The sequence below is a fragment of the Kitasatospora sp. NBC_01539 genome (genome assembly GCF_045040525.1).
Classification (GTDB): Bacteria; Actinomycetota; Actinomycetes; order Streptomycetales; family Streptomycetaceae; genus Kitasatospora.
In genome coordinates, this window is record NZ_CP109390.1 from 7,809,736 (window position 1) to 7,836,653 (window position 26,918).

Here is a 26,918-nt window from a genome sequence, read left to right on the forward strand (position 1 = left end):
ACAGGTGCCCGGCAGTCTGCCAGCATGGCCGCGCCTGATCGTCTGCGCACGTTCACGTTCATGGGGGGCTCATGGCAGGGATCGAAGACGGCGGAGCACCGGTACTGCAGCCGTGCCCGAGCTGCGGGCTGACGGACCTGGTGGTGGGTGTTCCGGCCGCGTACCACGCCGGACGGGACAGCGAGCGGATCACGACGAGAGCCCGCTTCGCGGAGCCGGAGACGACCGTCACCCGCTCGGTCACCACCTCGTTGGCCGACGCGCTGGAGCCGGCTCCGACGCCGCCGGCGTCAGCCGGCCGTGCCGCCGGAATGGCGCTCCTGGTGGTGTCCGTCGGGACCTTCGCCGGGGGCGCCGTCGCCGGTCACTGGTTCGGTGACGCTGTGTCGACGGACCGGCGGACCTACCCGTTCGACCTCGCATCGGTCGCGGACGCGCCGAGGCCCGACTACGCCTTTCTCGGATGGATCTCCGGGTTCGCCCTGCTGGCAGCGGTCCTGTTGTTGGTCGGCACGGCCGTGCGCCGGTCCGCACACAGGCGGCGCCTGGCCGGGCGGCCGGCCGCCGAGCGGGTGTGGTCCCAGGGCTGGTACTGCCTGCGCTGCGGCACCGTGCACTTCCCCGCCGTCCGAGGACGGGCCGTCACCGCACTGACCCTGCGGGAGTTCCGGACCGTCGTCTGGGAGGCCGGCGGCTACGGTCACCTCGCCGAGGACCGCTGACGGATGCGCAGTTCCGGTCGAGGCAGGCCCCGGCCGGGTGGGGTGGGGTGTCGCGAAGGGCCGGTCGGATCGGGTGGGCGGGGTGAACTGCGCTTCACACGTGGCCCGACCGCGGATTCCACCCATGGACACCTGGCCCGGACGCTGCAGGATCTCTCCGCGCCCGCGACCGATCCGTGGTGGAGGCGCCGGCTCGGATCCTCACGCAGACCGCGCCGATCCGGATCTGCGCGGATCCGGATCCGCGCCGATGCGTCGAACTCCTCCGTCCCGTCGGCAGGGTGGCCGGTTCGCCCCCGGACCGCGCGATCGAGACGTACTCGTCCGGCGTGCCGAGCAGGGCGGGTCAGTGCGGCTGCTCCAGCGCCGCGCGGAAGGTGCGCCCGCCGATGCCGTGCATCAGCGGGTTGTCCGCCGAGTGCGTCAGGAAGGCCAGGGACAGGGCCAGCGCCCACCCGCGGGCCCGCTCCCACGTCGCGTCGTCGGCCTGCCCGTAGGCCCGGCGCAGGGCTGCACGCTGCTCCGCCGTGAGGAGCATCCAGGCCACGGACAGGTCGGTGGCGGGATCGCCGGAGGTGATGTCGCCGAAGTCGATCACGGCGCTGACCCGGCCGTGGTCGACCAGGATGTTGGCCGGGTGCAGATCCCCGTGCAACCACAGCGGCGGCCCGTCCCAGGCGGGCGCGGCGGCTGCCGCCTCCCAGACCCGCAGCGCGGCGGCCCGGTCGGACGCGTCGGCGACGTGGGCCAGCCCCTCCAGGACGCCCCCGGCGCGTCCGGACAGCGGGATTCCGCGGAACGCGTTGACGGGGGCGTCCGGAGGGGCCGGGGTGTGCAGGGCGCGCAGGAAGCCTCCGAGGACGGTGGCCGTCGATCCGAGGTCGTCCGGCGCCCGCTGCGCCACGATCCGGCCGGGGAGGAACGGCACGACGCTCCAGGACCACGGGTACTGCGCGGTCGGCCGCCCGACACGTACGGGCACGGGCACGGGGAGCGGCAGCCGGCCGGCCAACTCGGGGAGCCACCGCTGTTCGTGCGTGACGAGCTCGGCCGCCAGGGCGCGGCGCGGCAGCCGGACGAGTAGCTCCTCGCCGAGCCGGCACACGAGGTTGTCCCAGCCGTTGGCCAGCACCTCGACCGGCAGGTCCGCGAGATCGGGATGCTGTGCGTCGAGCAGACGGCGCACCAGCTCGACGGAGACGGGGACCTCCGCGGCCGGCATCCGGTGAACGGTCATGGCAGGACCCTACGGCCGCACCCGGCCCGTGGGAGGCCGAGCGCCACGGCCGGTCCACCCGGCTTCGCCCGGACAGGCGCGGGCCGCCCGGCAGGTCGGCGTGTGCGCCGCAGCCGGCGTGCGCCGCGGTGGATCACCCGCGTGCGGGGCGTACTCGGTCGCCTCGCAACCCGGTGGACGGCTGCGTCGTGCGGGTCGGGCGGGGAAGGATCCGCTCGGGCGCGGAAGGACCCGTCGGACGGCGCGCGTACTCCGTGCCGGTCGGGGAATCCGAACCCGCACCGGTCGCCGCGCTGCCTGCGCTAGCCTCGACACACCGGCACCCGGCGCTCTGGAGGACGCGATGCGAATGGTGTTCGATCCGACCGAGGCGGAGGCCCTGCGGTCCACGGCCCGGGACGCCGCGCTGGAGGACCCGACCCTGGCGTACGTGCTGCTCGACCTGGCGGACCGCGGCGTCGACCTGGACGCCTGCCGTACCTGGGACGACATCCGGGCCGAACGCGGCCTTCCCGAAGCCGTCCCCGCCGACGGAGAGCAGCGCGTCGCCTGACCGCTCCGGCACCGCCGAACTCGCCCACCACCGCGGCGGCCGCCCTGCCCGACCGGCGCGAGCTACTGCGGCGGGAGCACCTCGCCACACACCTGCGCACCTGACCACGGCAGCCCTCGCCCTCCGCGAGCCGCGCCACGACCGCGGCTCCCACCCGGCCGTCAGGACCGCTCCGGAGATGCCCGCCCGTTCACAGCCGTGGCCGGACACGGAGGTGTGCGGACCTGCCGCGCGCGGACGCCGCGGCCACGCCCTCGAAGGCCGTCCCCGATCCACCGTGCGGGCCCGATGGGGTGATTGTCGGTGCGGGTCGGTGGCCGCCGGGCGGTGGCCGTGCACTCCCGGCCGATACTGCGGGCATGAGACCCACCCGCCCGACCTCACTGCTGCGCCTCGTCGCGGTCACCGCTCTCATCGCCCTCGGCACCCCGGCCACGGCCGTGGGCGGTGCGGCGGCCGACGGTGGCCACCGTCGGCCCTGTGTCAGTTCCCGTCCGCCGACGAGCGGTCCGGCCGTCGACGTCCTGCGGATCGCCGAGCGGACCAAGGCGGAGCTGGACCTCAAGTCCGTGATCCTGCGGGTCACCCTCGACGGTCGCGAGGTCGTCACCGCGGCGCTCGGCGAGTCGATGACGGGGGTGCCGGCCGAACCCGCCATGCACTTCCGGAACGGCAACGTGGCGATCAGCTACATGGGTACGGCGCTCCTGCGGCTGGTCGACGAGGGCAAGGTCGGCCTCGACGACACCGTCGGGCGCTGGCTGCCCGGCCTCCCGCAGGGCGACCGGGTCACCCTGCGCATGCTCGCCGCCTCCACCTCCGGACTCGTCGACTACGTCACCAGCCCCGGCTTCTCCGACGCCGTGTACGCGGACCCGTTCCGCCAGTGGACGGCCGACGAACTGGTGGCCATCTCGACCGGCAGGCCGTTCTGGTACGAGCCGGGTACCAACTGGAGCTACTCGCACGCCAACTTCGTACTCCTCGGCGCCGCCCTGGAGAAGATCACCGGCACCCGGCTGGACGTCCTGCTCCAGCAGAAGATCATGGGCCCGCTCGGCCTGGACGAGACCCGCAACAGCTTCACGCCCGACATCCCGACACCCGTCCTGCACGCCTTCACCGCCGACCGCGGGACGTACGAGGAGTCCACCTTCTGGAACCCCTCGTGGACCACCGCACCCGGCGCGGTGCAGACCACCGACATCTGCGACCTGGCACGCTCGGCCTCCGGCATCGGTTCGGGCGAACTGCTCTCCCCGTCCGCCTACCAGGAGCTCCTGAACCCGGGGACGGTCGGGCTGGGCCGGCCGACCGACACCTGTCCCGAGACGGTCTGCCTCCCGAACACCGAAGCCACCCACTACGGCGCGGGCCTGCTAGTCCTGGACGACTGGGTCGTGCAGCACCCCCTGTTCTTCGGCTACTCCGCCTCCCAGGCCTACCTCCCGTGCGAGCGCCTCGCCATCGCGGTGTCGACGACCCAGGGCCCCGACACCCCTGACGGCCACACCGCCCAGGAGATCACCCAGCGGATCGCCGCCGCCCTCGCCCCGGACCACCCCATCCCGGACTTCGGCTGAGCGGGGCACCACAGGTCGTCGTCCCGGCCGGAGGCGTTCCGGTCGGGGTCGGCTGCGGACCACGGCAGGCCCCGGCATCGTCCGGCCCACCGCCGACTACGCCCGACTCTCCGTCATGCCCGCAAGCCGTGACCACCGAGGTGGTGCTCACCGCTTCCGCTCGTCGGGCGTGAACGGACCGGCCGCAGGGGCCACGCACGTGTCGACGACGGTGCTCTCGCCGGCCGCCGAGCCCTCCAGGCAGAGCCGCCCGCCGTTGTCCCGCAGGTCGAGGAAGAACCGGGTGGTCGCACCGGACTGCTTGAGGTCGTGGATGCGCTCGTCGAGGTAACCGAGGTTGTTGAGGACCGTCCTGACCGTGGCCGGGGTGGGGTCCGGCAGGTCCCCGAGCGCCTGGGTGACGCGCTCCTCGTGGAGGTTGCCCGCGCACCAGTCCCGAGCGTTGAGTTCCACCTCCGGACCGGCGGTGGGCGCGACGGGTTCCACGTCCGGGGGCACCTCCACCGAACCGGGAGGCGGCGGCCCCGCCGGACCGCTCGGCACCGCCCGCGGCGGGGCACTGGGCGGGCAGGACAGCGCGACCCGGTCCAGCATCGCCTGGGAGGGGCCGTCGGACGGGACCGCGGCGGTGTCGGCGGGGCTGCCCGGGGAGCTGGTCGTCGCCTTCCCGGCACCGCAGCCGGCGAGTGCCAGTCCCGCCAGAACTGCCGCCACGAGGACGAGCCGCGGGTGGTACGGGGATCTGGCAGCCTGTTCCGTCGGCGCGGTGATTCTGTTCATGCGCCGAGTCTTCACGCCGGCACGCCTGGTGGACATGAGTAGCCGTACTCACGTCCACCAGGGGTACCGGCTCAAACCGGCCGCCGACGCGAGTGCGGGGGCGGAGCGCGTTGCGTCCTGCGGTGACCCGTCGACCAGGTGCGCCGCCGACTCCTTTGCCGACGTCCCGCCTCCCGACGTCCCGCCCCTCGACGTCCTGTCGATCCGCAAGGCCGTTGCCGCGCACGAGGCTTGAGCCCCCCGCGTGCCGCGCGGCGGACCGGCCGGACGCGCCCTTCCCGTCGGAGGTGCCCGGCACGCCCGGAAGGCTCGCGCACAGCCCGTGCGGCGGGCCGTTCCTGCCGCCGTGAGGGGCCCGCCGCGGCCGGCGCGCTGACGGGTTCGTCGGCCCGCAACTTCCTGCGGCCCGTGCTGAGGGACGGCCTGACGGGCCTCGTCCACCTGCACCTGATCGGTGAGGGCCTCGCCGACCCGGACGTCTGCTGGACGAGCCGGCCCGGTCTCGCCCTGCCGCCCGCGTGGGAGGAGCGCCTGGACGACGCGGTCGAGGAAGCCGTCGCCGACGCGCCGGACACCACCGCCCTGCGCGGCCTGCTGGCGGGCGCGGAGGGCTGACCGGCCGCTGTGCCGCCCAGGCCCCGACCGGGTGGCGCGAAGCCGGGGGAACCCGGACACGGGCCCGGTGGCGACCGTAGGCCCGTCTTGCATCATGAGCATACGATGTTGCCTATGACGCAAGGTGACGGCGAGCTGGACAGCCTGGTACGCAAACGGATCCGCGCCCTGAGGGTTGCGCAGGGCTGGTCGCTGGAGGAGCTGGCCACCCGCGCCAACGTCAGCCCGTCCACGCTCAGCCGCATCGAGACCGGCCACCGCCGCCTCGCCCTCGACCAACTGGTCACCCTCGCCCGTGCGCTGGACACCTCGCTCGACCAGCTGGTCGAGACGGCCACGGACGACGTCGTCGCCGGCCCGACGATCGACGCGGCCCGCGGCCAGATGCGCTGGTCCATCAAGGCCCAGCCCGGCATGACCGTCATTCGCCAGCGCATGACCGACCCGCCGCCGGACAACCCCGCGCGCTTGCGTGCGCACCCGGGCCGTGAATGGCTCGTCGTCCTGTCCGGCACCGCAACGCTGCTGCTGGGCAACCGCCGCTTCCGGATCGAGACCAACCAGGCCGCCGAGTTCCCCACCATGCTGCCGCACGCCATCGGCGCTGACGGGGGACCCTGCGAGATCCTGGGCGTCTTCGACCGCGATGCCCGCCGCGGCCACCAGCGCGGCGAGGACGGAGGACAGGCGGCCGTCCCACCCCGGTGACCGAAGCCGGGGCCGGAGGGGCGGACCGGCGGGGCCCCTCCGGTCCGGACGGGCCTCAGCGGTGCGACAGGACCAGGGACAGGTTGTCGGCGTAGCCGTCGTTGTTGGTGCCGGCCCCGCGGGTGGCGGTGAGCACCACGGTCATGCTGCGCGTGCCGGCGGGCACGGCGCCGGTCGACGTGCGGGGGAGGAGGCCGGTGGTGTTGCCCCGGTCGGCGGGCGTGACCGGGCCGATCTGTGCGGTGCCGAGGGAAGCGCCGGTGCCGTTGCGGAAGGTGACGGCGAGCCTGGCGTCGTCCGCCTGCGCGAGGTAGCCGCCGAGGTGGCCGGAGAGGGTGAAGGCGACGCCGTTCGCGTCGATGTCGCCGGCGAGCACCGCCGTGTCGACGGTACGGGTGAGTGTGGCGGTGCCCGCCGTGCCGCCGGTGAAGAACGCGGCCCCGCGCCGGGCCGGACCGGGACTTCCGGCCGTCGGGTAGCCGCCGCCGACGGCGTAGCCGATGGTGCTCATGCCCCCGGTGACGCCCCAGCCGGGTACGGCCACCGTGGTGGGGTGGCCCGGACCCGCGACACCCGACTCGGCACCCGGGTTGAGGAGGGTGTTCACGCCGTACGGCAGCGCCGCCACGGGGCTCATCGCGTAGACCGTGCGCGGGCTGTGGAACCCGAGGTAGACCCGGTTGGTGGTGGGGTCGACCGCGAGGCCCTCCCCCTCGTTGGCGATCGGGACGTCGATCGTGTCGAGGACGGCCCCGCTGGTGCCGAGCACCGTGACGGTGTTGTGGGTGAACCCCTCGGCGCTCGTGTAGTACAGCACCGTGCCGTCGACCACCTCGATGCCCTGCGGGGTCCCGAGGTCGGGCAGCGTGAACCGGGACGAGACGGTGCCCGAGAAGTCCGCGAAGGCCACCGTGTAGGGCCCGCCGGTGGGGCCGGCGAACACCACCATCCGGTCGTTCGCGTTGTCGACCGCCACCATGCCGTTGTTGCCGAGCGCGGTGAAGTCGTACGTCCGCCGGACCACCGGTGTGGCCGGACGCATGTCGACGACGTTGACGTAGGTGGGGTTGGAGCCGCCGCCCGTCGCCACGTAGAGATTGCCGTCGGCCTGCCGGAAGCTCAGCTCCGCGGCGTGGCCGAGCGGCAGGAGACCGCTGCGCCTGATCTCCTTGCCCGTGTCGTCGTACACGACGACACGGCTCTGCCCGCCGCCCATGTCGAAGCCGACGTAGTGGTAGCCGTCGGCCCAGGCCAGACCCTGCTGGTTCTGGGCGTACGGGGTGTCGAACAACCGGGTGAAGGTGTGGCCGGCCCCCGGACCAGCGGCTGCCGGGGCGTTCGCCGCAGCGAGGATGCCCGCGGTGAGCGCGGTGGCGGCCAGAACGGTGGAGAACCCGGTCCTCATGGCGACTCCGTTCGGTCTGCGGCAGCCCGGAGGCCGCCTGCGGCGGTCGTCCTGACGGCACACGGGCGCGGAGCACGGGCGGCGCACGCCGTGCCACCCACCGCGGCCGGACGACCGGGACCGGCACACTCTCGCGCCCGCCGGTGTCGTCGTCCCACCAGGCGGTTGGACACCCCGTGGAGCGCAGATGGACGGCCGGGTACGTCTCCGGCGGCCGACCACCGGGTGCCCGGCCACCGGATGCCCGACCGGGGCCGCCGGCCGGTCGCGGACCGGGGGACCCCACCCGGCCGTCCCCCAGGGCTGACACGATGTCGGTCATGGTCGCAGCGATGACGGCAAAGCAGCACCTCGAATCCCGCCGCCGGTACGCGGCTCTCCGGCGGGAGTCGTTCGACGGTGGTGATCTCGTATCGGTGCGCCTGCAGCACCTGTGGTTCACCCGGTGCTCGTTCCGCGGGGCCGACCTGCGCCATGCCACCCTGGACGGCTGCCGCTTCAAGCTGTGCGACCTTCGCGGGGCCGACCTGAGCGGCGCCTCCCTGCGGGGAGTCTCCTTCGCGGGCTGCGACCTGACCGGCGCCGACCTCCGGGCCGCGGACCTGACCGACGCGCGACTCGGCTACGTCCTCACCGGCGCCCCGCCCCACGGGCTGACCGACACCACCGGCATCGAACTGGACAAGGCCGTCCTCCGCGGCCTTCAGCTCGACCGGGTCATCGGCTGGCCCCTCCCGGGCTGACCCCTCACCGGGTGACTCCCTCCGGCCCGCCCGTCCGCTCGTCCGCCGCCCGCTCGTCCGGCTGTCCGCGGTGCCCGTGCCGTGGCTGCTCCGGGCCCGGCGTCGTCAGGTGCGTACCCAGAAGCAGAACGGATGCCCGGCCGGATCGAGCACGACCCGTACGTCGGGCTGCGGTTGGTGCGGGGCCACCGTCGCCCCGAGCGCTCGCGCCCGCTGCTCGGCGGCGTCCAGGTCGTCGACCTCGATGTCCAGGTGCATCATCATCTGCTGCTCGCCGGGCGTCGCGGGCCACACCGGGGGCACGTAGGAGTCCTCGGACTGGAAGGCGAGCCCGGCCCCGCCCCCCGGTGGTCCGATCCGCACCCATCCGGGCTCCTCGACGACGGTCTCCCATCCGAGGAGCCGCTGGTAGAACCCGGCCAGCCGCTCCGGTTCCGGAGCGTTCAGCACCGTCGAGGTCAGCTGCATCCGTCCACCCGCCATCGGGGCTTCTCCTTCGTCGTGAGGCCGTCCTTCGTCCCCTCCACCTTCCCTCCCTCCCGCCCCGGGTGGCATCCGCCGGCGCCGCCCGGTCCATCGGTCGATCCCGGTCCGAGGTGGGTGTCATCGCGGTCCGGGGGAGGCCACCGAGCCGGACGAGCCCTCCGCGGCCAGGCTGTCGTCCGCACGGATGCGCCGCACGGTGTCGGCGTCGCCGACGTGCATCCCGTCGTCGGACCATCGGAGCCGCACCTGCCCGTCGGCACCCGGCCCGGGCCCGGGCGCCGCCTTCCGTACCCGCGGTATCGACGGCCCCACAGTGTGTCGGTGGGCCCGGTTCCTGCCGCGGGTTAATGCGGAGGACACCGGGTCGGGTTTCCGCTACTGTTCGCGGTCGTCCCCATCAAATGATCGTCTTTTCTCCATACGGGAACCATCTGTGAATCTCGACTTCAGCGCCGAGCCCCTCTTCTCCTGGTACGTCCTGCTGCTCATCGTCAGCGGCATAGCGATGGTCGGCATCGGCGCCGTCAACTTCGGCGGCCTCAGCGCCGGGTGGCGCGTGTTCAACGTCCTCGCGGGTGTCGGCTTCGTCGGCTACGGCGTGTACCTGGGCTTCATCTTCGAGGGCGGTGAGTACATCATCTTCTTCAAGGCGTTCATCCTGCCGGTGCTGATGATCATCAACTTCGTCCGCTCGCTGTCGGCCCGGAGCAAGGCCGCCGCGCCCGTGCAGTTCGTTCCCGCCCAGCAGGCCCCCGCGCCCGTGCAGGTCGTTCCGGCCCAGCAGGCCGCCGAGCCCGCGGCCGCACCGGCGCCCACCGCGCAGCCGCAGCAGACCGGCTGAGCCGCACCTGCCGCACCTGCCGTACCTGCCGTACCACTGCACGGCGCCGCCCCCGGAAGGCCCCATCTTCCGGGGGCGGCGCCGTGTGCGGGTCCGGCGGTCCGGCGGTCCGGCGGTCCGTCGGCCCGGCCCCGGGCCCGGGCCACTCGTCCGTGCGGCGGGGCAGGACATGGTGCGATCATGACCGGCATCGGACGGCCGGTCGTCCGCCAGGAGGAGGCATCATGACGGAGCCGTTCATCGCCGAAGTCGGGGGCCTCGTGCCCGCCGTGGACCCCACGGCGTTCGTCGCACCCAACGCCGTCGTCGTGGGGGCCGTGACGGTGGGCCCCAGGGCGAGCATCTGGTACGGCGCGGTGCTGCGCGGTGACGCCGAGGCGATCTCGGTCGGCGCGGACAGCAACATCCAGGACAACTGCACCCTCCACGCGGACCCGGGCTTCCCGCTGGTCGTCGGCGAGCGGATCTCGGTCGGGCACAACGCCGTGCTGCACGGTTGTGCGGTCGAGGACGACTGCCTGGTCGGCATGAACGCCACCGTCCTCAACGGGGCCCGGATCGGGGCCGGTTCGCTGATCGCCGCCGGTGCCGTGGTGCCGCAGGGCATGGAGGTGCCGCCCGGCTCCCTCGTCGCCGGGGTGCCGGCCAGGATCCGCCGTGCGCTGAGCGCGGAGGAGCGCGCCGGGATCACGCTCAACGGCGAGGGGTACCTCCTGCTGGCCGACGGGCACCGGACGGCCCGGCCGATCGCCCGGCCGATCGCCCGGCCGGCTCCTCCGGTGGAGGGCGTCACGGCCGAGGGCGGCGCCGGGTAGCCGCAGCGTCTCCCCGGAGGGCGCCGCGAACCCCGGCCGGACCGGGGACCTATCCGGTGGTGCGGTCCGCGGCCCCGCGGGCCCGGGTCCGCGCCCGGAACCACGACGCCGCGGCCGTCAGCAGGGCCGCGCCCAGCGCGTAGGCCGGGAGCCAGAGCGTGGTGGTGGCGGCGAGGCAGTCCGCGACGGCCTGGTGGCCGGCCTCGTGCCGGGCGTAGGCCAGCGCCTCGGCGTCCTGGCCGGAGAGGGACCCGAGGGCGGCCTGCGTGTGCAGGCTCTCGTAACGGCCTGCCCGGCCGCATTCCTGACGGGTGCCCGGCATGGGGAACAGCCAGCGCCAGCGCTGCAGTGCGGGGGCGAGCGCCAGTGCCACGCACAGGCCCACCACCAGCGAGTAGGCCGTCAGGCTCCAGCCGTAGCCGGCCCGGCTGCCCGGCGTCCGCACCGGCACCCGGCCGAAGGACAGGACGACCGTGAGGAGCGTGATGCCGAGGTACGTGGAGAACCACTGCCACGAGCCCTCGGCGAAGGAGAACGCCAGCACCACGCCGAGCGCGGTCCCCAGCACACCGGCGTCCCCGACCGGCCGCGCGCCGGTGCCGCCCTCGGCCGCCGGGCCCCCGGCGTCGCCCGTCCTGCGTCCACTCACACGCTCGCTCCTGCCTGTCGCGGGAGGACCAGCCTCCCGCGGCCACCCGCGGGCGGACCCGGGCACCACACCGGCGGGCAGGGGGTGCCACCCGCTCGGTCCAACTCCGGACCCGTCCGGGCCGGAGCAGGGCGGTGCGGCGTGGAGTCAGAACTGCAGGGCCCAGCTGTCGAGGTAGCCGGAGAAGTACTCGGAGCCGCCGGCCACCCGCAGCCGCCATGTGCCGCCGGCCGTCACGGCGGAGGCGTCGATGCCGAAGATCCGGTGGATGCCGGCGTCCCATCCGGCGGTGAACTCCTCGCCCTTGAGCCGGTGCACCGTGCCGGCGGGTGCGATCAGGTCGATGACCAGGTCGTCCGGGTACTCGTGGTCGATGTCGACCGCGATGTCGAGGTTGGCCGGGCCGCGGCCCGGTACGCCGGTGACGGTGAGCCGTGACTCGGCGGTGGCCTCCTCGATCGGGAGGTCGGCTGCGTCGGTGAAGCGCGGACCGGGCGGGCGGTTGGGGATGCTGCCGGTGTACAGGAGCCGGTCGGGCGAGTTGCCGACGAGGTTGCTCAGCGAGCCCGCGGTGGCGGAGGCGTTCAGTGCGGCGGCCACCTGGGCCGGGGTGGCCGTGCGGTGGTCGGCGAGGTAGAGGGCGGCGGCGCCGGCGGCGTGCGGCGACGCCATCGAGGTGCCGGACATGGTGGTGTAGTCCTCGTCGTAGATGATTCCGGCCGAGGTGATGTCACTGCCGGGGGCGAAGAGGTCCACCAGGGGGCCGTGGTTGGAGAACGAGGAGACGCTGTCGTCGCTCTCGGCCGAGCCGACGGTGATGGCCGTCGGCACCCGGGCGGGCGAGTGCTCCGAGGCGTCCGCGCCCTGGTTGCCCGCCGCGACGGTGTAGGTCAGGCCGGTGGCGATCGAGTTGCGTACGGCGGTGTCCAGCACGTCGTCCGGGTCGCTGCCGAGGCTCAGATTGACCACGGCGGGCCTGACGGCGTGGCCGGTCACCCAGTCGATCCCGGCGACGACCCCTTCGACGGTGCCCGAACCCCAGTCGTCGAGGACCCGGACGGCCACCACCAAGGCCTGCTTGGCCACGCCGTAGGTCGTCCCGGCCACGGTGGCGGCGACGTGGGTGCCGTGTCCGTTGCCGTCGTCGGCCACGCCGTCGCCGTCGACGGCGTCGAAACCGTACGAGGCGCGGCCGCCGAAGTCCTCGTGGCTGATCCGGACACCGGTGTCGACGATGTACGCCGTGACGCCCCGGCCGGCGGTGTCCGGGTAGTCGAAGCGGTCGGTCAGCGGCGGCCGCTTCTGGTCGATCCGGTCCAGACCCCAGGAGGGCGGTGCCGACTGGGCGCCGTCGAGGGAGACCTTCCGGTTCTGGACGACCTCGGCGACCGCCGGGTCGGCGGCGAGACGGCGCGCCTGGCGTTCGGAGAGGTCCGCGGAGAACCCGCGCAGTGCCGCGCCGAACGTCCGCCGGACCGTGCCGCCGTAGCGTGCGGTGAGCGCCGCACCCTGCCCGGCGACCGACAACGCGGCCTGCGCGGCCTGCGCGGCCTGTGCGGTCTGCGGGGCCTGCGGGGTCCGGAGGGATTGCGGGGTCTGCGGGGCAAGGACGACGAGGTAGCTGCCGGGGATCGTGCCGGGCGCCCCGGCACCCCGCACCACGCCCTCGGGGCCGTTCGCCGCGGCCGGGAGCGCACCGCCCGCACCGAACACCAGCGCCACGGCCAGCCCGACCGCGGCCGACCCCCGGTACATGTGCCGCCCTGCCGCCATCGGTGCCCCTTCCGTTCCTGCCCGAAGTGCCCGACGTGACCGTCCTGCGGGCATGCGCGCAGGGGTACGCACGGTGTGACGAACCCGCCTGTCGAACGGGCGGGAGGGTGCCGGTCCCTGAGTCGATCGAACCGTCAACTATGTTGATACAGACCAAGTTTGACGTGTCATCAGATCTATGGCAAGGGGCCTCCGGCCGCGGGGCCGGTCAGACGGGGCCGGGTGCCGGCCGCGGTTCGGAGGGATGCGCTGCCGGGCGGCGGGGGAGCAGCAGCGGGGTCGCCAGCAGGAGTACGCCGGCCAGGCCGATGGCGGTGCGTGGGCCGAGCAGGGCGCCCAGCACACCCCAGAGGGCGGTCAGGAGTGCGATGGAGGCCTTGGCCGTGACCGCCCAGGCGGTCAGGGTGCGGGCGACGCGGTCGGTAGCGGTGCGTCGGAGGCGGCAGGTGGCCTGGACGGGGTTGAAGACCCCGCAGCAGAGGATCAGCCCGAACTCGACGCCGATCACCAGCAGCAGCCCCGAGGTGCCGGACCCCGGGAAGGCCAGGCCGACGGGCCACAGGGCGCGCAGTGCTCCGGCCGTGACGAGGACCCGGTGCTGCCCGAACCGGGTGGCGAGCGGTCGGGCCAGGCGCGAGCCGAGCAGCCCGCCGATCGAGGGCGCGGCGAAGGCGAGGCCGTACTGCCATGGTGCGAACCCGAGCCGGCCGAGCATCAGCACGGCCAGCAGCGGCTGGGTGGCCATCACCAGGCCGTTGAACAGCGCGGTGTTGAGGAACAGCGGGCGCAGCGTGGTGTCGGCGAGGATGTACCGCCAGCCGTCGAGGAGGTCGCCGGCCCGCATGCGGGCGGCCTTCCGGGGCTCGGGCGGCGGCTCGTGACCGCCGGTCGCGCGGATGCCCAGGGCGGAGAGCAGGTAGCTGGCCGCGTCGGCCGCCACCGTCGCCACCGGGCCGAGGAGCATGATCGCCGCGCCGCCCAGCGGCGGGCCGACGATCGTGGTCGTCCAGGCCGTGGACTCGAACCGGGCGTTGGCGACGAGCAGGTCCTCGGCCGCCAGCAGCGTCTTGAGGTACGCGCCCGAGGCGGCGCGGAAGGTGATGTCGGCCGTCGCGACGACGACGGAGACCAGCAGGAGCTGGAGGAAGGTGAGCGCGCCGAGCGCGAACGCGGCGGGGATCGTCAGCAGCGCCGCGGACCGCACCAGGTCGGTCGCGATCAGTACCGGCCGTTTGCGGCGGAACTCCACCCACGGCCCGAGCGGCACCGCTGCGGCAGCGCCCACCGCGGCGCTGACGGCGGCGAGCGCGGCGACCTCGGCCGGTCCGGAGTGCAGCACCCGGACGGCGATCAGCGGGAACGCGCCGAAGGCGAGCCACGTGCCGAGTGCGCTGGTCCCGTACGCCGCCCAGAGCCACCCGAACCGCCGCCCCAGCCGGTGCCCCGGTCGCCGCCCCGGCCGGTGCTTCGGCCGTTCTTCGGGCCGTCGTCCGAGCGGCTGTCCCGGCCGGTGTCCGCTCCTCATGCCCGACGTCTCCCGCCCACTCACCTGCACAACCGTTCCGCGTTCGGAAGCGTTCGGAAGCATCAAAGCGAGCACCGTACCCGCAGGTCAAACAACCGCGGAGCGGCCTGGCCACAACCAGTGGTTGTACCCGTAGGGTGGCGGCATGGACCTCGACACCGTACGGACGTTCGTCGCCGCCGCCGACGCGGGGCGGTTCCAGGAGGCCGCCGCCGCGCTGGCGGTCACCCAGCAGGCCGTCTCCAAGCGCATCGCCGCGCTGGAGCGCAGCCTCGGTGTGCGGCTGTTCACCCGTACCGCGCGCGGCGCCGAGCTCACCATCGACGGGCAGGCGTTCCTGCCCCACGCGCGCGAGCTGCTGCGGGTCGCCGAGCGCGCGGTCGACTCCGTGCGCACCGGCCGCCGCCCGCTGCGCGTCGACGTGATCGCCTCGCGCGGCGCGGCGTCGGGCCTCATGCGCGGCTTCCACCAGGCGTACCCCGAGATCGACCTCGACGTGGTGATGCTGTTCGAGATCGAGACGGCCGTCACCGCGCTCCGCTCCGGTGCGATCGACGCGTCGTTCCGCGCCGTCGCCGCGCCCGGCCGTCCCCTTCCCGAGGACATCGAGTCGGTGCGCGTGCTCGACGAGGAACTCCAGCTCCTCACCGGCCCCGCCCACGCGCTGGCGGGCGCCCGGTCGGTGACCGTCGCCGAGCTCGCCGGGCACCGGATCTGGATGCCCGGCATCGTCCCCGGCACCGAGTGGGCCGCCTACTACGACGACCTCGTCGCGGAGTTCGGCCTCACCATCGAGGCGACCGGTCCCAACTTCGGCTCCGACGCCCTCCTCGACACCGTCGCGGACACCCCGGCCCTGGCCACCTTCATGGGCGGGCAGACCCGCCTCGTCTGGCCCGCCGGCCACGGTCTGCGCCGCATCCCGGTGACCGACCCGACGCCCGTCTACCCGCACTCGCTCCTGTGGCACCGGGACAACCCCCACCCGGCGCTGGCAACCCTCCGCGCCCACCTCGCCGCCACGTCGGCCGGCCGCGCCGCCGCCGGGACCTGGGCGCCGACCTGGGTGATCCCGCGGTGAACGCCGCCGCTGTCCGCGACCGCGCCGTTGTCCACGGGCGCCGGTACGGATCACCGCGGCACTGCGGGCCGCCCCCCCGAGCGCGGACGACGCAAAAACCGGTGCCGCACCGGACCGTTCAGGAGGAAGATCGCCGCATGGCGGACATGCGAGCGTTCCGGGACGCGGTCACCGACTGGGCGGCGGGCAGCCCCGGCGGGCCCGCGGGCGAACTGGCCGTACGGCTGCGCGTACGGACCGCCGTCCTGCTGGAAGGGCTGAGCGACCTCGCGGCCGTCGAGGCGCTGGCCGTGCGTCACGGCCGGGACCTGCCCGCCGAAGGGGTGTGCGTCATACCCATGGGCGGAGCGATGAACATCGGCCGCTACGCCGACCTCCTCGGGCCGCCGGGGCTGGGGCTGCGCCTCGCCGGACTGTGCGACCAGGGCGAGCAGCCCTTCTACGACCGGGGCCTCGACCGGGCCCGCGCTGCGCGTGAAGGCTTCTTCGTGTGCGCGGCCGACCTGGAGGACGAACTCATCCGTGCGCTGGGCGTGGCCCGGATCGAGGAGGTGCTCCGGACCGAGGGCGACCTCCAGGCCTGGCGGACCTTCGTGCGCCAGCCCGCACAGCAGGGCCGGCCCCCGCAGCAGCAGATGAGGCGCTTCCTCGGCACGAAGAAGGGCCGCAAGATCCGCTACGGCCGCCTCCTCGTCGAGGCCCTCGACTCCGAGCGGGTGCCCGCTCCGCTCCACGACCTGCTCGCGAACCTGTGACCCGCGGCGGCGCGCCGCCGGGTCACCTGAGCCGGGTCACCTGCCGCCGTCGGAAGCGTCGGGGAGGTCGAAGCGGATCGGCTCCTCGTCCGTCAGCTGCTCGACGACGGCCTCCCAGCGTCTGAGCAGGGCGTGGTCGTCGCGCAGGTGCTCGTAGGCGAGGTCGGTCCGTTCGCGCCAGGCGCGCGTGCGGTCCGCGGTGAGTCCGGCCGGGTCGTGGGCGGCGGCGTCCGGGGCGTGCTCGGGATGGTCGAGGTGGTCGCTGCACGTCTGGAGCGGCACGGCGCCGATCGAGGTCCAGGGGCAGCCGGTCACGAAGCACAGGGCGTCACTGCGGCCGACGACATCGACGCGGTACCGGTGGCCGCCGACCCGCAGGACCGCCCGCACCGTACTGCCGCGCTCTGCCGCGACCTTCAGGTGCTCGGGGCTCCGCGGGGCCCGGCCGTCCGCCCGGTCCCGTTCCCGTACCGCCGCCCACAGGGCGATGACCGCTTCGAGCGACAGGGTGGTCGAACCGTCCTCGTCCTCGTTGGGCAGGCTGGCGCCGCCGTCGGCGATCGCCGCCTCCAGCACCGTCCTCAGTGACTCCATGGACGGGCAGCATAGACAAGTGAGGCAATCCTTGCCTTGTTCCGGCCGGGAATGGTGAACCGACCGGATTCGCCCTGGACACCGGGGACTTCCCCCGGCGCGCCGCGCGGGCCGGGGTTCGCCGCGCCGCGGGGAGGGGCCGGTGTTCCCGGAGGCCGCCGCACGTCCGGGCGAGCCGGCCGGGACCTGGCCGGCAGGGGCCGGGACCTGGGCCGGTGGGGGCGGGCTCCCGGACTCCTCGACGTCCGCAGGGGCCGGCGGACGAGCGCCCGGATCGGCCACGGGCCCGGTCTCCGGGAGCGCCCGCTCCCTTGGTGCTCCGCCCGGCCCCGGTCTGCTCGGCGGGATGGTCGGCGACTGGTGGCGGTGTCACCCGCGTCGACGGTGCAGGTGTCGGTGCCCAAACCGCCGTTGGCGGTGTCGCCGCCGGTACCGTCCTGGACGTTGATGTTGTCGTTGCCCAGGCCGCTGCTCATGGTGTCGGTGCCGTCGGTGTCGACCAGGACGTCGTTGCCGTTCTGGCCGTCCCGGACGTCGGCGATGCCTCCGCCGAACGTCCGCCGCCATCGCCGCGCTCCCGGGGCGGCCCCGACAGACGCTACCGGGCGGCGGCCTGCACGGCACCCTCGAGGACCTGGTGGGCGACGGTGTGCTGGCCCTCCCGCTCCATGGTGAGGGCCAGCCGCCGGAGGAAGGCGTTCATGAGGCCGTCGACCTCGGCCGGGTCGAGGGCCCGCCGTTCGAGGGCGATGGAGATCGCCTGGTGGAAGCCGTCCGTGTCGACCTCGGCCTTCCGCCGGTAGTAGTCGGCCCCGATCCGGCTGCGGTCGGCCGAGCCCGTGGTGTCCTGGGGGACGCGGTACCGGCAGGGGACCGACGGGAGGTAGGCCAGGGAGCTCCCGCCGGCGGACATCCGGAACCACGCGTGCGCGTCCTCGGACGCCCGGACGTGCGGGAACGGGTGGGCGAGGGCGAGAGCCGTACGGACGGCGACGGTCGAGGTCAGCGTGGTGTAACCGGTGTCGACGCCCATGCGGATCCAGGCGTCCGGGCCCTCGACCGGGGTGGTGCGGTGGGACTCCACGATCTCGCGGAGCGACGGGGTGAGACGGTCCTCCGCCACGGCGGCGCCGTGCTCGTCGATCACGGTGAAGGTCGAGTAGACGAAGTCGACGTCGGGCCGCTCCGCGAAGGCGCGCCGGGTGGCTTCGAGCCGGAGCGGATGGGCCACGTCGTCGGCGTCCTGGAAGAGCACGATGTCCGAGCCGCGGGCGTGCGCCCAGCGGGTCCCGAGGTTGCGGCAGAACCCCTGCCCGCGGTTGACCTCCTGGGGGAGGAGGAAGACCCGCTCGGGATGGGACCGGCTCAGGGCCTCCACCTGCTGCCGGACGGCCGGCTCCGGTGAGGCGTCGTCGACGACGACGAGTTGCCAGTCCCGGTCCGTCTGGGCGAGCAGGCTCTCCACCGTGTGGTGGAGGTGGTCGGCAGCTCGCGGGCCGTCGGCGTAGAGCGGCATGACGAAGGTGGCGGTTGACGTCGAAGCCATCGTGGTCCCCTGTTCCCTGTTCCTCCCGGCTCCGAGAGGGAGACGGCAGTGGTGCTGTGTGTCAGGGCGTGGTGATCCGGCACGCGGAAGTCGGCCGCCCTCTGCCGGATGCGGAGGGCGGCGACGGGTCATGGGGGACGAGGAGGCCGGGACGCTCCGGCCCGGTGCGGTGGCCGCCCGGCCGGATCGGACCCCATCGAACATGGGCCGACATGGCCGGTCAACGAGTCGACGCCGCCACGGCTCCAGGGTCGGCCACGTGAATGATCCCGGATGTCCCGTTCGATGCCGTTGTGTCAGCTGTGCTCACTCGTGCGGCCCGTGGGGCCGGCCGGGCCGGTGGGACGGTCTCCGGACCGGCACCGGGCGTGTCGGCGCAGCGTGCGCGGGTCGCAGGGCGACGTCGGACCCTCGCGGGGGGAGACGGTGCGGCGCCGTCGCCCGTCCGTGTCGGGAGACGGCGGGAGATGGCGGGAAACAGTCGTCGGCCGGCCGCCCCGCGGCGCCGGCGGCGTGCACCGTGCCGGTCCGTGGTTCCCGGCCGTTCGCACGGTGCGCATCGTGCCGGTCCCGGGTGCAGGAGGTCACGACGCCGGTCCGGGCCCCGGTCCGCCCCCCGTGGCGACGGATCGGTTCGTCGCTACCGGTCGCGCTCGCCCGACCGTTCGGCGGCCTCGGTCCTGACCGTCTCGTGCAGCTCGTCCGAGGTGAAGCCGAGGTCGCGCAGGATCTGCGCGGCCAGGCCCTCCCCGACGCGGATCAGACCGAGCAGCATGTGTTCCGTGCCGACCCGGTCGTGGCCGAGGTCGGCCGCCGCGCGGGATGCCTGCTCGATGGCCTCCTTGCTCTCCGGCCGGAACGCGATGTGGCCGCGCAGCGCCTTCTGACCGGCCGGCGGCAGCACCTCCTCGATCGCGTCGCGGATGCGCTGCTCCGACCCGGCCTTCGCCGTCAGCACCTCGTACGCCAGGCCCTGCGGTTCGCCGAGCAGGCCGAGCAGCAGGTGCTCGGTGCCGATGCCGTCGTGCTTGTGCGTTCGGGCGGCCTCCTGCGCCAGCACGATGCTGTGCCGGTTCAGGTTGGTGAACCGCTCGAACGCGGCGGGGGTGTGGCGCTGCTGGGCGGCCTGCTTGGACACGCCGATGGCGTCGCCGATCTCGGTCCACGACGCGCCGGCCTGCTTGGCCTTGCCGACGTAGTGACCGACGAGCTGGTCGCCGAGGTCGGAGAGGGTGTGGGCACGGACGTGCGCCTCGCCGATGCGGGCCAGGTTGTCGGTGTCGGGGAGTTCCTCGTCGAGACGGGCGATGAGGTCGGCGAGGCTGATGTTGAGTGGACTCATGCGTCAATCGTAGATTGACGATCCTTCGATCGTCAATCTGTAATTGACGCTGATTTCCGGCGGGCCGCGCGGGCCGGCGTGGGCCGGTTCCGCGTCGGCTTCAGGCCGGTCCGGGGCCCGCCACGGCGGTGTCCGGACGGTCGGTGTCGGCGGGGCGCTGCTCACCGCTGACGGCGTCGAGGTATTCGGCGACCGAATCCCGGTTGCGGATCAGGCAGTTGATGCGTTCGGTCATCCGGTCTCGTTCGAGGGTGAGGGTGGCGAGCATCTCCGGTGTGGCGTCGGGGAAGTGGATGGTTCGGGGCTTGTCGAGGCAGGGCAGGATCTGCTTGATGATCCTGGTCGGAAGTCCGGCGTCGAGCAGTCCCCGGATCTGCATCACCCGGTCCACGAAGCGCTCGTCGTACTCGCGATAGCCGTTGGCGGAGCGGGTGGAGACGATCAGTTGCTGTTCCTCGTAGTAGCGGAGCAGGCGGCGGGACGTGTCGGTGCGTTCCGACAGCTCTCCGATGCGCATGTGACCGACCTCACAGTCGTTCTGATTGACCCTCACACATATGTGAGGGTCCAACCATAGCCGCCATGAGCACACAGGTACCGGCGAACACCCAGGCCGAACCCGCGGACGACGAGCAGGCGGAGAACCGGAAACTGCCGATCCCGGCGCTGCTGGCGCTCGCCACGGCCGTCTTCGTCACCTGCCTGACCGAGACCATCCCGGCGGGCGTGCTGCCCGCGATGAGCGCCGACCTCGGCGTCGACGAGTCGGCGATGGGGCAGTCGGTGACGATCTACGCGATCGGGACGGCGCTCACCGCGATCCCGCTGACCCTGGCCACCGCCGGGTGGCGCCGCAGGCGGCTGCTGCTGACGGCGATGGCGGCGTTCGCCGTCGCCAACACCGTCACGGCGCTGTCTACCGACTACGCGCTGACCATGGCGGGCCGGTTCGTCGCCGGGGTGGCCGCCGGGCTGGCCTGGGCACTGCTGGCCGGGTACGCCCGCCGGATGGCGCCGGTCCCGCTGCAGGGCAGGGCGATCGCCATCGTCATGACGGGCATTCCGGTCGCGCTGTCGCTGGGGGTGCCCGCGGGCACCTTCCTGGGCAGGGAGTTCGGCTGGGAGGTGGCGTTCCTGGCGATGACGGTGCTGGCCCTGATCGTGATCGCGTGGATCACGGCGACCCTGCCGGACCACCCGGGACAGCGCCCCGAGGGCAGGACCCGCATCGTGGGGGCGCTCTCCGTCCCCGGTGTGACGCCGGTGCTGTTCGTGACCTTCGTCTTCGTGCTGGCCCACACCGTCCTTTACGCCTACATCGCGTCCTACCTCGACCACCTCGGCATGGGCCGCTCCACCGACCTGGTGCTGCTGGTCTTCGGCATCGCGTCGATGGTGAGCATCTGGATCGTGGGCGCCCGGATCCACCACACGCCGCGGGCCCTGACGATCGGCAGCTCACTGCTGGTCGCCGTGGCGGCGGCCGGGCTGGGACTGCTGTCCGACGGTCATCTGCCGGTCTACGCGGCGGCGGCGCTCTGGGGCCTCGGCTGGGGAGGCGTCCCGACCCTGCTGCAGACCGCCGTGGCCGACGCGGGCGGTGAACAGGCCGACGCCGCCCAGGCGATGCTGGTCACCCTGTGGAACATGGCGATGGCCGCCGGCGGGGTCGTCGGCGGCGTGCTGCTGGGCGTGCTCGGCGCGGAGTCCCTCCCGTGGAGCGTGCTGATCCTGATGGTCCCGGTGCTGGCCGTGGTGGTCGCCGCCCGAACGCACGGATTCCCCCTCCGGCGCAGGTGAGCGCCGCCCGCCGGTAGGTGCGGAACGACCGCCGTCCTGCCCCCGATGTCCGACTGCCCGCCGATCCTGCCGATCCCGCCGACTCCGCAGATCCCGCTGCCTCAGGAGACCGTCCGCCGTGCCCGTGAAACAGATCCATCTCGCCGCTCAACTCCCCAGTGTCCAGAACACCGTGGTCTGGTCGGACCCCCGCTCGGGCAGCCAGATCGCCTTCGACTCGTTCGCCCGGCTCGCCCGCGCCGCCGAGCGCGGCAGGTTCGACTTCTTCTTCCTCTCCGAGGGCCTGCGGCTGCGCGAGCACAAGGGACAACTGCACGACCTCGACGTGGCGGGCCGGCCCGAGTCGCTCACCGTGCTGAGCGCGCTCTCCGCCGTCACCACGCACATCGGGCTGGCCGCGACGGTCAACTCCACCTTCAACGAGCCGTACGAGGTGGCCCGGCGGCTGGCCACCCTGGACCACCTGAGCGGGGGCCGGGCCGCCTGGAACGTGGTGACCAGTCACGACGCCTTCACCGGCGAGAACTTCCGGCGCGGCGGCTTCCTCGACGAGGCCGACCGCTACACCCGGGCCGCCGAGTTCCTGCAGGCCTCGCGGGTGCTGTGGGACAGCTGGCGGCCGGGCGACTTCCGGGCGGACGCGGCCTCCGGCGCGTTCATCGAGGCCGGGGCGGGCGCGTTCGAGCACCGAGGGCGGCACTTCGACATCTCCGGGCGGTTCAGCACGCCCCCCGGGCCGCAGGGCCACCCGGTGATCATCCAGGCGGGGGACTCCGCCGAGGGCCGCGAGTTCGCGGCCTCCGACGCCGACGTCGTCTTCAGCCGGCACGGCAATCCGGCCGACGGCCGGGCCTTCTACCGCGACGTCAAGCGGCGGCTCGCCGCGTACGGCCGCGCCCCGGAGGACCTGAAGATCATTCCCTCGGTCGGGTACGTCCTGGGCGACACCGCTGCGGAGGCCGCCGAACACGCCGCCGAGATCGCCCGCGCCCAGGTCGGCCCGCAGACGGCGCTGATGCTGCTGGAAGCGGCCTGGGGCCGGGACCTGTCGGGGTACGACCCGGACGGGCCCCTGCCGGACGTCGACCCGCTGCCCGACGGCGTCACCGAGGGGCACTCGCAGTTCCGCAAGGGGCGCGGGGACACCGTCCGCCGCTGGCGGGCGATCGCGGAGGCCGGCGGGCTGAGCATCCGGGGCCTGGTCACCGAGGTCACCGCGCGGCCGACCTTCGTCGGCACCCCGCGCCAAGTGGCCGAGTCCATGAACGAGTTCGTGCAGACCGACGCCGCCGACGGTTTCATCTTCGCCCCGCACCTGGTGCCCGACGGGCTGGACGACCTCGTCGACCGGGTGATCCCGCTGCTCCAGGAGATGGGCGTCCACCGCACGGAGTACACCGGCACCACGCTCCGCCACCACCTCGGCCTGGGACCGCCCCGCGGCAGGGCGGTCGCCCACGACGGCGCGGCCCGACGCGCCGGGAAGGAGACATCGTGACGCAGCTCCACCTCGCGGTCGCCCTGGACGGCACCGGCTGGCACCCGGCGTCCTGGCGGGAGCCGGGGGCCCGGCCCGGCGAGATCCTCACCGCCCGGTACTGGGCCGACCTGGTCGCCGAGGCCGAACGCGGCCTGCTCGACTTCGTCACCTTCGAGGACACCCTCGGCCTGCAGACCTCGGCCTTCCACCTGCCGGACGACCGGACCGACCACGTCAGGGGCCGGCTGGACGCCGTCCTGCTCGCGGCCGCGCTGGCCCCGCTGACCACGCACATCGGGCTGGTCCCGACCACCAACGTCACGCACACCGAGCCGTTCCACGTCGCCATCGGCATCGCCTCGCTGGACCACGCGAGCCGGGGCCGGGCGGGCTGGCGCCCGCAGATCACCTCACGCGCCGCCGACGCGGCCCACTTCGGACGGCGGACCACCCCCCGACTGACCCCGGAGGACGTCCTCGACCCGGAGTCGATCGCCGCGCGACTGCGCGAACTGTTCGGCGAGGCAGGCGAGGTGGTGGAGGCGGTCCGCCGGCTCTGGGACAGCTGGGAGGACGACGCGGAGATCCGGGACACCCCGACGGGGCGCTTCATCGACCGCGACAAGGTGCACCACATCGACTTCGAGGGACGGCACTTCAGCATCCGGGGGCCGTCGATCACACCGCGCCCGCCGCAGGGCCAGCCGGTGGTGGCCGTCCTCGCACACGCGAGCACGCCGTACGAACTGGCCGCCGCCGCGGCCGACATCGTGTTCGTCACGCCGCAGTCCCGTGCGGACGCCGCGACCAGGCTCGCCGAGTTCGGGCGGGCGCGGCAGCGGTCCGGCCGGCCGGCCGGGGAACCGGTCAGGGCCTTCGCCGACCTGGTGGTGCTCCTGGACGCGGAACCGGGCCGGGCCGCTGAACGCAGACGCCGGCTGGACGGGGTGGACGGCGGCGAGTTCGGCTCGGACGCGGCCGTCTTCACCGGCACCCCGGGCGAGTTGGCCGACCTGCTGCTGGACTGGCAACAGGCCGGCCTGGACGGCTACCGGCTGAGGCCCGGCACGCTGCCGCACGACCTCACCGCCATCACCGGCGGCCTGGTGCCCGAACTCCAGCGGCGCAAGGCCTTCCGTACCGCCTACGGCGCCGACACCCTGCGGGGACTGCTCGGCCTTCCCCGTCCCGCCAACCGTCATACGCGGGAGGGCACTTCAGGAGCCGGCCAGTGATCAGCCCGGTACCCGTGGCGGACGGAAGGCCGGCGGCGGGGACGACCTGCTCCGCCGGCCCGATCCGGGCGGCCTCCTCGGCGTCGACCCGGCCTCCCGGGAGGACGATGCCGTTCGCCCGGGAGATGCCGGTCGGCCGGAGGACGCTGACGATCGCGATCGGGCGGGTGAACCGCGAGGACACGCCCGCGGACCCTCAGTCGACGCAGAACTCGTTGCCCTCGATGTCCAGCATCGGGATGCAGGAATCGGTGCCGTCGTACAGCGTTCGCACGTGCACCGCACCGAGCGCGACCAGCCGGGCGCACTCGGCCTCCAGCGTGGCGAGCCGCTCCTCACCCACGAGTCCGGTGCCGACCCGCACGTCGAGGTGCAGCCGGTTCTTGACGGCCTTCCCTTCGGGGACGCGCTGGAAGTACAGCCGCGGGCCCACGCCCGAGGGATCGATGCAGGCGAACCACGCGTCCTGCTGCTCAGCGGGCAGCGAGGCCGTGAAGTCGTCCCAGGTGGCGAACCCCTCCGGCGGCGGCGGTACGACGTACCCCAGCACCTCGCACCAGAAGCGGGCGAGGCGCTCGGGTTCGGCGCAGTCGAAGGTGACCTGGAACTTCTTGATCGACGTCATCGGGCCACCCTATGGACGCGTTCCGCTGAGCGCACCCCCCGGGGACGTCATCTCCGTGCGGGTCGAGACCTCGCGTGACACGAGTGGCGCCGCCGGACCCTGCTCTGCGGCGCAGCCGTCCCCGCCCGTCAGTGACTCGTTCGCCGCGTCACGATGGTGGCCGTGTGCCGGTGCGTCATGCCACCTCGTTCGGGGTTCCGGCCGCGCGGGCGTGCGATAGGTTGCCCGGCATGACCGAGTTCGGACCTGTCGCCTGGCCGCCGGCCCCGATCAGGACCGGGCGGCTCGTGCTCCGCGAGTCCGAGGCCCGGGATCGTGCGGCGTTCGTCGAGCTGTTCGCCTCGCCGGAGGTGGGCACCTACATCGGTGGCCCTCGACCGCGGGACGAGCTGGAGCGGGCGGTGCCGGAGGTGCCCGGGCGGCGTCCCGGCTTCTTCGTGATCGATCTCGACGGCGCGATGATCGGCATGATCACGCTCGATCGGCGCGATGCGGAGCGTCCCGGTCACGTCCGTCCCGAGGGCGGGGAGGCCGAGCTCGGCTACGTGTTCCTGCCGGAGGCGTGGGGGCGCGGGTACGCCGCCGAGGCCTGCGCGGCGGCACTCGGCTGGTTCGGCGACGCGCTGCCCGGCGAGCCGGTGGTGCTCTGCACCCAGGCCGTCAACGACCGCGCGATGCGCCTCGCGGCGAAGCTGGGGTTCACCGAGGTGGAGCGGTTCGAGGAGTACGGCGCCGAGCAGTGGTTCGGCGTCCGGCCCTCGGTCGCACCGTCCGGTTGAGGCACCGGCGCGGAGTCAGACCGTCCGGTCGCGCTCGGCCTCCACGTGCCAGCGCCCCCGTGCCGTCCTGCTGAGGGCGAGGGGATGGTCGAAGCATTCACTGACGCGCCGGCTGGTCAGTACGTCGTCCACGGGACCGGAGGACAGGACGCGGCCTGCGCGGAGCAGCGCGGCGTGGGTGGTGCCGGAGGGCAGTTCCTCCAGGTGGTGCGTGACGATCACCGAGGCCAGCTCCGGGCGGGCGCGCTGGAGCGTGTCCAGGCTCTCCACGAGTTGTTCCCGGCCGGGGAGGTCCAGGCCGGTGGCGGGCTCGTCGAGGAGCAGGAGCCCCGGGTCCGACATCAGGGCGCGGGCGATGAGCGCCCGTCCGCGCTCGCCCTGGGAGAGCACCGGCCAGCGGGCGTCGGCGCGCTCGGAGAGGCCGAGCATGGCGATCAGCTTGTCGGCCAGGGCTTCCTGCTCGGGGGCGGGGGACCAGCGGGGAGCGCGCTCGACGGTGCCGGTGAGACCGGTGAGGACGACGTCGGACACCTTCAGCGCGGACTTCAGGGGATGCCGCGGGTTGACGTGCCCGACCAGACGTCGCAGTTTCTGCAGATCGACGCGGCCGAGTGTGTGTCCCAGCACCTGGACCGTTCCCCGGGTGGGGTGGCTCACGGCGCCGAGCAGGCTGAACAGCGTGGACTTGCCGGCGCCGTTGGGGCCGAGGAGCGCCCAGTGCTCGCCGGGGTGGACCGTCAGCGACACGCCGTCCAGCAGCAGCCTGCCGTCGCGCACGACGTCTATCCGGTCGGCCTGGAGTACGGGAGTGCGGGCCATGGTTCCTCACGTGGTCGGGCAGGACATCGGTGCTGCGGGAGGCGCCGGCCTTCCGGTCGGCCCCGGGCGGCGCGCGATCGACCGGGGGCCGCCGCGGTCGCGGCAGCGTGCCCCACGCCCGGCGGTGTCCGCAGGAAGGAGCGGGGCACCGGAGTCCTCACTCGGAGAATGATGATAAATGTACCCTATAGTCGAGTTCCATGCTGGCCTGCCCCGCCCCCTCCCGCCCCGGACCCTGCCGTAGCCGGGCCGCAGCTCCCCGTACCTGTCAGCCACCCCGGTGGGCGTTGAGCCGGGCGGCCTGCCGTGTCAGGTGGTCGCGCTCGGCGATGGAGCCTCTGACCTGCGACGACGCCTGGAGGCGGGGCCCACACCGGCCCTGGCCGCCGGATCGCCGCAGCGGTGTGCAGGGGCAGAGCGGTGTGCA

At 73.7% G+C, this 26,918-nt stretch carries 27 protein-coding genes; 14 read left to right on the plus strand and 13 right to left on the minus strand.

What is annotated here, in order from left to right:
- The first annotated feature begins 71 nt into the window (after nucleotides 1-71).
- On the plus strand, nucleotides 72-722 hold the full coding sequence (locus tag OG335_RS33835; RefSeq protein ID WP_405014958.1) for a hypothetical protein: 651 nt from the start codon (nucleotides 72-74) through the stop codon (nucleotides 720-722).
- Nucleotides 723-1,068: 346 nt separating this feature from the next.
- Here OG335_RS33835 and OG335_RS33840 read toward each other — a convergent pair whose 3' ends face one another.
- On the minus strand, nucleotides 1,069-1,959 hold the full coding sequence (locus OG335_RS33840) for an aminoglycoside phosphotransferase family protein (RefSeq protein ID WP_405014959.1): 891 nt from the start codon (nucleotides 1,957-1,959) through the stop codon (nucleotides 1,069-1,071).
- Between the two features lie 349 nt (nucleotides 1,960-2,308).
- On the opposite strand from OG335_RS33840, the gene OG335_RS33845 reads away from it, so the two are divergent.
- Both OG335_RS33845 and OG335_RS33850 read left to right on the plus strand, forming a co-directional pair.
- Nucleotides 2,309-2,512, plus strand: a complete 204-nt coding sequence (locus tag OG335_RS33845; RefSeq protein WP_405014960.1) for a hypothetical protein — start codon at nucleotides 2,309-2,311, stop codon at nucleotides 2,510-2,512.
- A 359-nt stretch (nucleotides 2,513-2,871) separates the two neighbouring features.
- On the plus strand, nucleotides 2,872-4,095 hold the full coding sequence (locus tag OG335_RS33850) for a serine hydrolase domain-containing protein (protein WP_405014961.1): 1,224 nt from the start codon (nucleotides 2,872-2,874) through the stop codon (nucleotides 4,093-4,095).
- Nucleotides 4,096-4,242: 147 nt separating this feature from the next.
- Here the strand turns inward: OG335_RS33850 and OG335_RS33855 are convergent, their stop codons facing one another.
- On the minus strand, nucleotides 4,243-4,875 hold the full coding sequence (locus OG335_RS33855; protein WP_405014962.1) for a hypothetical protein: 633 nt from the start codon (nucleotides 4,873-4,875) through the stop codon (nucleotides 4,243-4,245).
- 408 nt (nucleotides 4,876-5,283) lie between these two features.
- On the opposite strand from OG335_RS33855, the gene OG335_RS33860 reads away from it, so the two are divergent.
- Nucleotides 5,284-5,490 (plus strand): hypothetical protein, encoded by a 207-nt coding sequence (locus OG335_RS33860; protein WP_405014963.1) that lies wholly within the window; start codon nucleotides 5,284-5,286, stop codon nucleotides 5,488-5,490.
- Between the two features lie 114 nt (nucleotides 5,491-5,604).
- Complete coding sequence (locus OG335_RS33865; protein WP_405014964.1) at nucleotides 5,605-6,198, plus strand: helix-turn-helix domain-containing protein; 594 nt, start codon at nucleotides 5,605-5,607, stop codon at nucleotides 6,196-6,198.
- 55 nt (nucleotides 6,199-6,253) lie between these two features.
- Here the strand turns inward: OG335_RS33865 and OG335_RS33870 are convergent, their stop codons facing one another.
- Nucleotides 6,254-7,603, minus strand: coding sequence for a hypothetical protein (locus tag OG335_RS33870; RefSeq protein WP_405014965.1), 1,350 nt, complete (start codon nucleotides 7,601-7,603; stop codon nucleotides 6,254-6,256).
- 332 nt (nucleotides 7,604-7,935) lie between these two features.
- Here OG335_RS33870 and OG335_RS33875 point away from each other — a divergent pair, with 332 nt between their 5' ends.
- Nucleotides 7,936-8,346 carry a pentapeptide repeat-containing protein gene (locus OG335_RS33875; protein WP_405014966.1) on the plus strand — a complete coding sequence of 137 codons (411 nt, stop codon included), beginning with the start codon at nucleotides 7,936-7,938 and terminating at the stop codon, nucleotides 8,344-8,346.
- Between the two features lie 105 nt (nucleotides 8,347-8,451).
- Here the strand turns inward: OG335_RS33875 and OG335_RS33880 are convergent, their stop codons facing one another.
- Complete coding sequence (locus OG335_RS33880) at nucleotides 8,452-8,829, minus strand: VOC family protein (RefSeq protein ID WP_405014967.1); 378 nt, start codon at nucleotides 8,827-8,829, stop codon at nucleotides 8,452-8,454.
- Nucleotides 8,830-9,265: 436 nt separating this feature from the next.
- On the opposite strand from OG335_RS33880, the gene OG335_RS33885 reads away from it, so the two are divergent.
- Both OG335_RS33885 and OG335_RS33890 read left to right on the plus strand, forming a co-directional pair.
- A complete protein-coding gene (locus OG335_RS33885; RefSeq protein ID WP_405014968.1) occupies nucleotides 9,266-9,673 on the plus strand; it encodes a hypothetical protein in 408 nt (135 codons plus the stop codon).
- Between the two features lie 224 nt (nucleotides 9,674-9,897).
- On the plus strand, nucleotides 9,898-10,488 hold the full coding sequence (locus OG335_RS33890; protein ID WP_405014969.1) for a gamma carbonic anhydrase family protein: 591 nt from the start codon (nucleotides 9,898-9,900) through the stop codon (nucleotides 10,486-10,488).
- Between the two features lie 49 nt (nucleotides 10,489-10,537).
- Here the strand turns inward: OG335_RS33890 and OG335_RS33895 are convergent, their stop codons facing one another.
- The 3 genes from OG335_RS33895 to OG335_RS33905 form a co-directional block, all read right to left on the minus strand.
- Complete coding sequence (locus tag OG335_RS33895) at nucleotides 10,538-11,137, minus strand: hypothetical protein (RefSeq protein ID WP_405014970.1); 600 nt, start codon at nucleotides 11,135-11,137, stop codon at nucleotides 10,538-10,540.
- A 147-nt stretch (nucleotides 11,138-11,284) separates the two neighbouring features.
- Nucleotides 11,285-12,910 carry a S8 family peptidase gene (locus tag OG335_RS33900; RefSeq protein WP_405014971.1) on the minus strand — a complete coding sequence of 542 codons (1,626 nt, stop codon included), beginning with the start codon at nucleotides 12,908-12,910 and terminating at the stop codon, nucleotides 11,285-11,287.
- Between the two features lie 208 nt (nucleotides 12,911-13,118).
- Nucleotides 13,119-14,435 carry an MFS transporter gene (locus OG335_RS33905; RefSeq protein WP_405014972.1) on the minus strand — a complete coding sequence of 439 codons (1,317 nt, stop codon included), beginning with the start codon at nucleotides 14,433-14,435 and terminating at the stop codon, nucleotides 13,119-13,121.
- Nucleotides 14,436-14,580: 145 nt separating this feature from the next.
- Here OG335_RS33905 and OG335_RS33910 point away from each other — a divergent pair, with 145 nt between their 5' ends.
- Nucleotides 14,581-15,516 (plus strand): LysR family transcriptional regulator, encoded by a 936-nt coding sequence (locus tag OG335_RS33910; protein ID WP_405014973.1) that lies wholly within the window; start codon nucleotides 14,581-14,583, stop codon nucleotides 15,514-15,516.
- Nucleotides 15,517-15,653: 137 nt separating this feature from the next.
- Nucleotides 15,654-16,271, plus strand: coding sequence for a TOPRIM nucleotidyl transferase/hydrolase domain-containing protein (locus OG335_RS33915; protein ID WP_405014974.1), 618 nt, complete (start codon nucleotides 15,654-15,656; stop codon nucleotides 16,269-16,271).
- Between the two features lie 36 nt (nucleotides 16,272-16,307).
- Here OG335_RS33915 and OG335_RS33920 read toward each other — a convergent pair whose 3' ends face one another.
- The 4 genes from OG335_RS33920 to OG335_RS33935 form a co-directional block, all read right to left on the minus strand.
- Nucleotides 16,308-16,865, minus strand: a complete 558-nt coding sequence (locus tag OG335_RS33920) for a hypothetical protein (RefSeq protein ID WP_405014975.1) — start codon at nucleotides 16,863-16,865, stop codon at nucleotides 16,308-16,310.
- A gap of 598 nt (nucleotides 16,866-17,463) precedes the next feature.
- Complete coding sequence (locus OG335_RS33925) at nucleotides 17,464-18,411, minus strand: glycosyltransferase family 2 protein (RefSeq protein ID WP_405014976.1); 948 nt, start codon at nucleotides 18,409-18,411, stop codon at nucleotides 17,464-17,466.
- Between the two features lie 640 nt (nucleotides 18,412-19,051).
- Nucleotides 19,052-19,753 (minus strand): Clp protease N-terminal domain-containing protein, encoded by a 702-nt coding sequence (locus OG335_RS33930; RefSeq protein ID WP_405014977.1) that lies wholly within the window; start codon nucleotides 19,751-19,753, stop codon nucleotides 19,052-19,054.
- A gap of 100 nt (nucleotides 19,754-19,853) precedes the next feature.
- Nucleotides 19,854-20,270 (minus strand): MerR family transcriptional regulator, encoded by a 417-nt coding sequence (locus OG335_RS33935; RefSeq protein ID WP_405014978.1) that lies wholly within the window; start codon nucleotides 20,268-20,270, stop codon nucleotides 19,854-19,856.
- 65 nt (nucleotides 20,271-20,335) lie between these two features.
- On the opposite strand from OG335_RS33935, the gene OG335_RS33940 reads away from it, so the two are divergent.
- The 3 genes from OG335_RS33940 (at nucleotide 20,336) to OG335_RS33950 (ending at nucleotide 24,268) form a co-directional block, all read left to right on the plus strand.
- A complete protein-coding gene (locus OG335_RS33940; protein WP_405014979.1) occupies nucleotides 20,336-21,553 on the plus strand; it encodes an MFS transporter in 1,218 nt (405 codons plus the stop codon).
- A 124-nt stretch (nucleotides 21,554-21,677) separates the two neighbouring features.
- The gene (locus tag OG335_RS33945; RefSeq protein ID WP_405015619.1) at nucleotides 21,678-23,051 is read left to right on the plus strand and encodes an NtaA/DmoA family FMN-dependent monooxygenase; all 1,374 of its coding nucleotides are present in this window, start codon (nucleotides 21,678-21,680) and stop codon (nucleotides 23,049-23,051) included.
- Nucleotides 23,048-24,268, plus strand: a complete 1,221-nt coding sequence (locus tag OG335_RS33950; RefSeq protein ID WP_405014980.1) for an LLM class flavin-dependent oxidoreductase — start codon at nucleotides 23,048-23,050, stop codon at nucleotides 24,266-24,268. The genes OG335_RS33945 and OG335_RS33950 overlap by 4 nt, the downstream gene beginning before the upstream one ends.
- A gap of 196 nt (nucleotides 24,269-24,464) precedes the next feature.
- Here OG335_RS33950 and OG335_RS33955 read toward each other — a convergent pair whose 3' ends face one another.
- The gene (locus OG335_RS33955) at nucleotides 24,465-24,893 is read right to left on the minus strand and encodes a VOC family protein (protein WP_405014981.1); all 429 of its coding nucleotides are present in this window, start codon (nucleotides 24,891-24,893) and stop codon (nucleotides 24,465-24,467) included.
- Nucleotides 24,894-25,123: 230 nt separating this feature from the next.
- Here OG335_RS33955 and OG335_RS33960 point away from each other — a divergent pair, with 230 nt between their 5' ends.
- On the plus strand, nucleotides 25,124-25,672 hold the full coding sequence (locus tag OG335_RS33960; RefSeq protein WP_405014982.1) for a GNAT family N-acetyltransferase: 549 nt from the start codon (nucleotides 25,124-25,126) through the stop codon (nucleotides 25,670-25,672).
- Nucleotides 25,673-25,687: 15 nt separating this feature from the next.
- Here OG335_RS33960 and OG335_RS33965 read toward each other — a convergent pair whose 3' ends face one another.
- Entirely contained in the window at nucleotides 25,688-26,491 is an 804-nt protein-coding gene (locus OG335_RS33965; RefSeq protein ID WP_405014983.1) for an ABC transporter ATP-binding protein, read from the minus strand.
- Between the last annotated feature and the right edge of the window lie 427 nt (nucleotides 26,492-26,918).

Excerpts from the sequence above, each read along its gene's own strand:
- OG335_RS33870 (WP_405014965.1), bottom strand. The coding sequence starts at position 7,603 with ATGAGGACCGGGTTCTCCACCGTTCTGGCCGCCACCGCGCTCACCGCG.
- OG335_RS33875 (WP_405014966.1), top strand. The coding sequence starts at position 7,936 with ATGACGGCAAAGCAGCACCTCGAATCCCGCCGCCGGTACGCGGCTCTC.
- OG335_RS33880 (WP_405014967.1), bottom strand. The coding sequence starts at position 8,829 with ATGGCGGGTGGACGGATGCAGCTGACCTCGACGGTGCTGAACGCTCCG.
- OG335_RS33835 (WP_405014958.1), top strand. The coding sequence starts at position 72 with ATGGCAGGGATCGAAGACGGCGGAGCACCGGTACTGCAGCCGTGCCCG.
- OG335_RS33935 (WP_405014978.1), bottom strand. The coding sequence starts at position 20,270 with ATGCGCATCGGAGAGCTGTCGGAACGCACCGACACGTCCCGCCGCCTG.
- OG335_RS33930 (WP_405014977.1), bottom strand. The coding sequence starts at position 19,753 with ATGAGTCCACTCAACATCAGCCTCGCCGACCTCATCGCCCGTCTCGAC.
- OG335_RS33840 (WP_405014959.1), bottom strand. The coding sequence starts at position 1,959 with ATGACCGTTCACCGGATGCCGGCCGCGGAGGTCCCCGTCTCCGTCGAG.
- OG335_RS33900 (WP_405014971.1), bottom strand. The coding sequence starts at position 12,910 with ATGGCGGCAGGGCGGCACATGTACCGGGGGTCGGCCGCGGTCGGGCTG.
- OG335_RS33850 (WP_405014961.1), top strand. The coding sequence starts at position 2,872 with ATGAGACCCACCCGCCCGACCTCACTGCTGCGCCTCGTCGCGGTCACC.
- OG335_RS33915 (WP_405014974.1), top strand. The coding sequence starts at position 15,654 with ATGGCGGACATGCGAGCGTTCCGGGACGCGGTCACCGACTGGGCGGCG.
- OG335_RS33910 (WP_405014973.1), top strand. The coding sequence starts at position 14,581 with ATGGACCTCGACACCGTACGGACGTTCGTCGCCGCCGCCGACGCGGGG.
- OG335_RS33920 (WP_405014975.1), bottom strand. The coding sequence starts at position 16,865 with ATGGAGTCACTGAGGACGGTGCTGGAGGCGGCGATCGCCGACGGCGGC.
- OG335_RS33960 (WP_405014982.1), top strand. The coding sequence starts at position 25,124 with ATGACCGAGTTCGGACCTGTCGCCTGGCCGCCGGCCCCGATCAGGACC.
- OG335_RS33905 (WP_405014972.1), bottom strand. The coding sequence starts at position 14,435 with ATGAGGAGCGGACACCGGCCGGGACAGCCGCTCGGACGACGGCCCGAA.
- OG335_RS33940 (WP_405014979.1), top strand. The coding sequence starts at position 20,336 with ATGAGCACACAGGTACCGGCGAACACCCAGGCCGAACCCGCGGACGAC.
- OG335_RS33845 (WP_405014960.1), top strand. The coding sequence starts at position 2,309 with ATGGTGTTCGATCCGACCGAGGCGGAGGCCCTGCGGTCCACGGCCCGG.
- OG335_RS33965 (WP_405014983.1), bottom strand. The coding sequence starts at position 26,491 with ATGGCCCGCACTCCCGTACTCCAGGCCGACCGGATAGACGTCGTGCGC.
- OG335_RS33865 (WP_405014964.1), top strand. The coding sequence starts at position 5,605 with ATGACGCAAGGTGACGGCGAGCTGGACAGCCTGGTACGCAAACGGATC.
- OG335_RS33890 (WP_405014969.1), top strand. The coding sequence starts at position 9,898 with ATGACGGAGCCGTTCATCGCCGAAGTCGGGGGCCTCGTGCCCGCCGTG.
- OG335_RS33955 (WP_405014981.1), bottom strand. The coding sequence starts at position 24,893 with ATGACGTCGATCAAGAAGTTCCAGGTCACCTTCGACTGCGCCGAACCC.
- OG335_RS33925 (WP_405014976.1), bottom strand. The coding sequence starts at position 18,411 with ATGGCTTCGACGTCAACCGCCACCTTCGTCATGCCGCTCTACGCCGAC.
- OG335_RS33855 (WP_405014962.1), bottom strand. The coding sequence starts at position 4,875 with ATGAACAGAATCACCGCGCCGACGGAACAGGCTGCCAGATCCCCGTAC.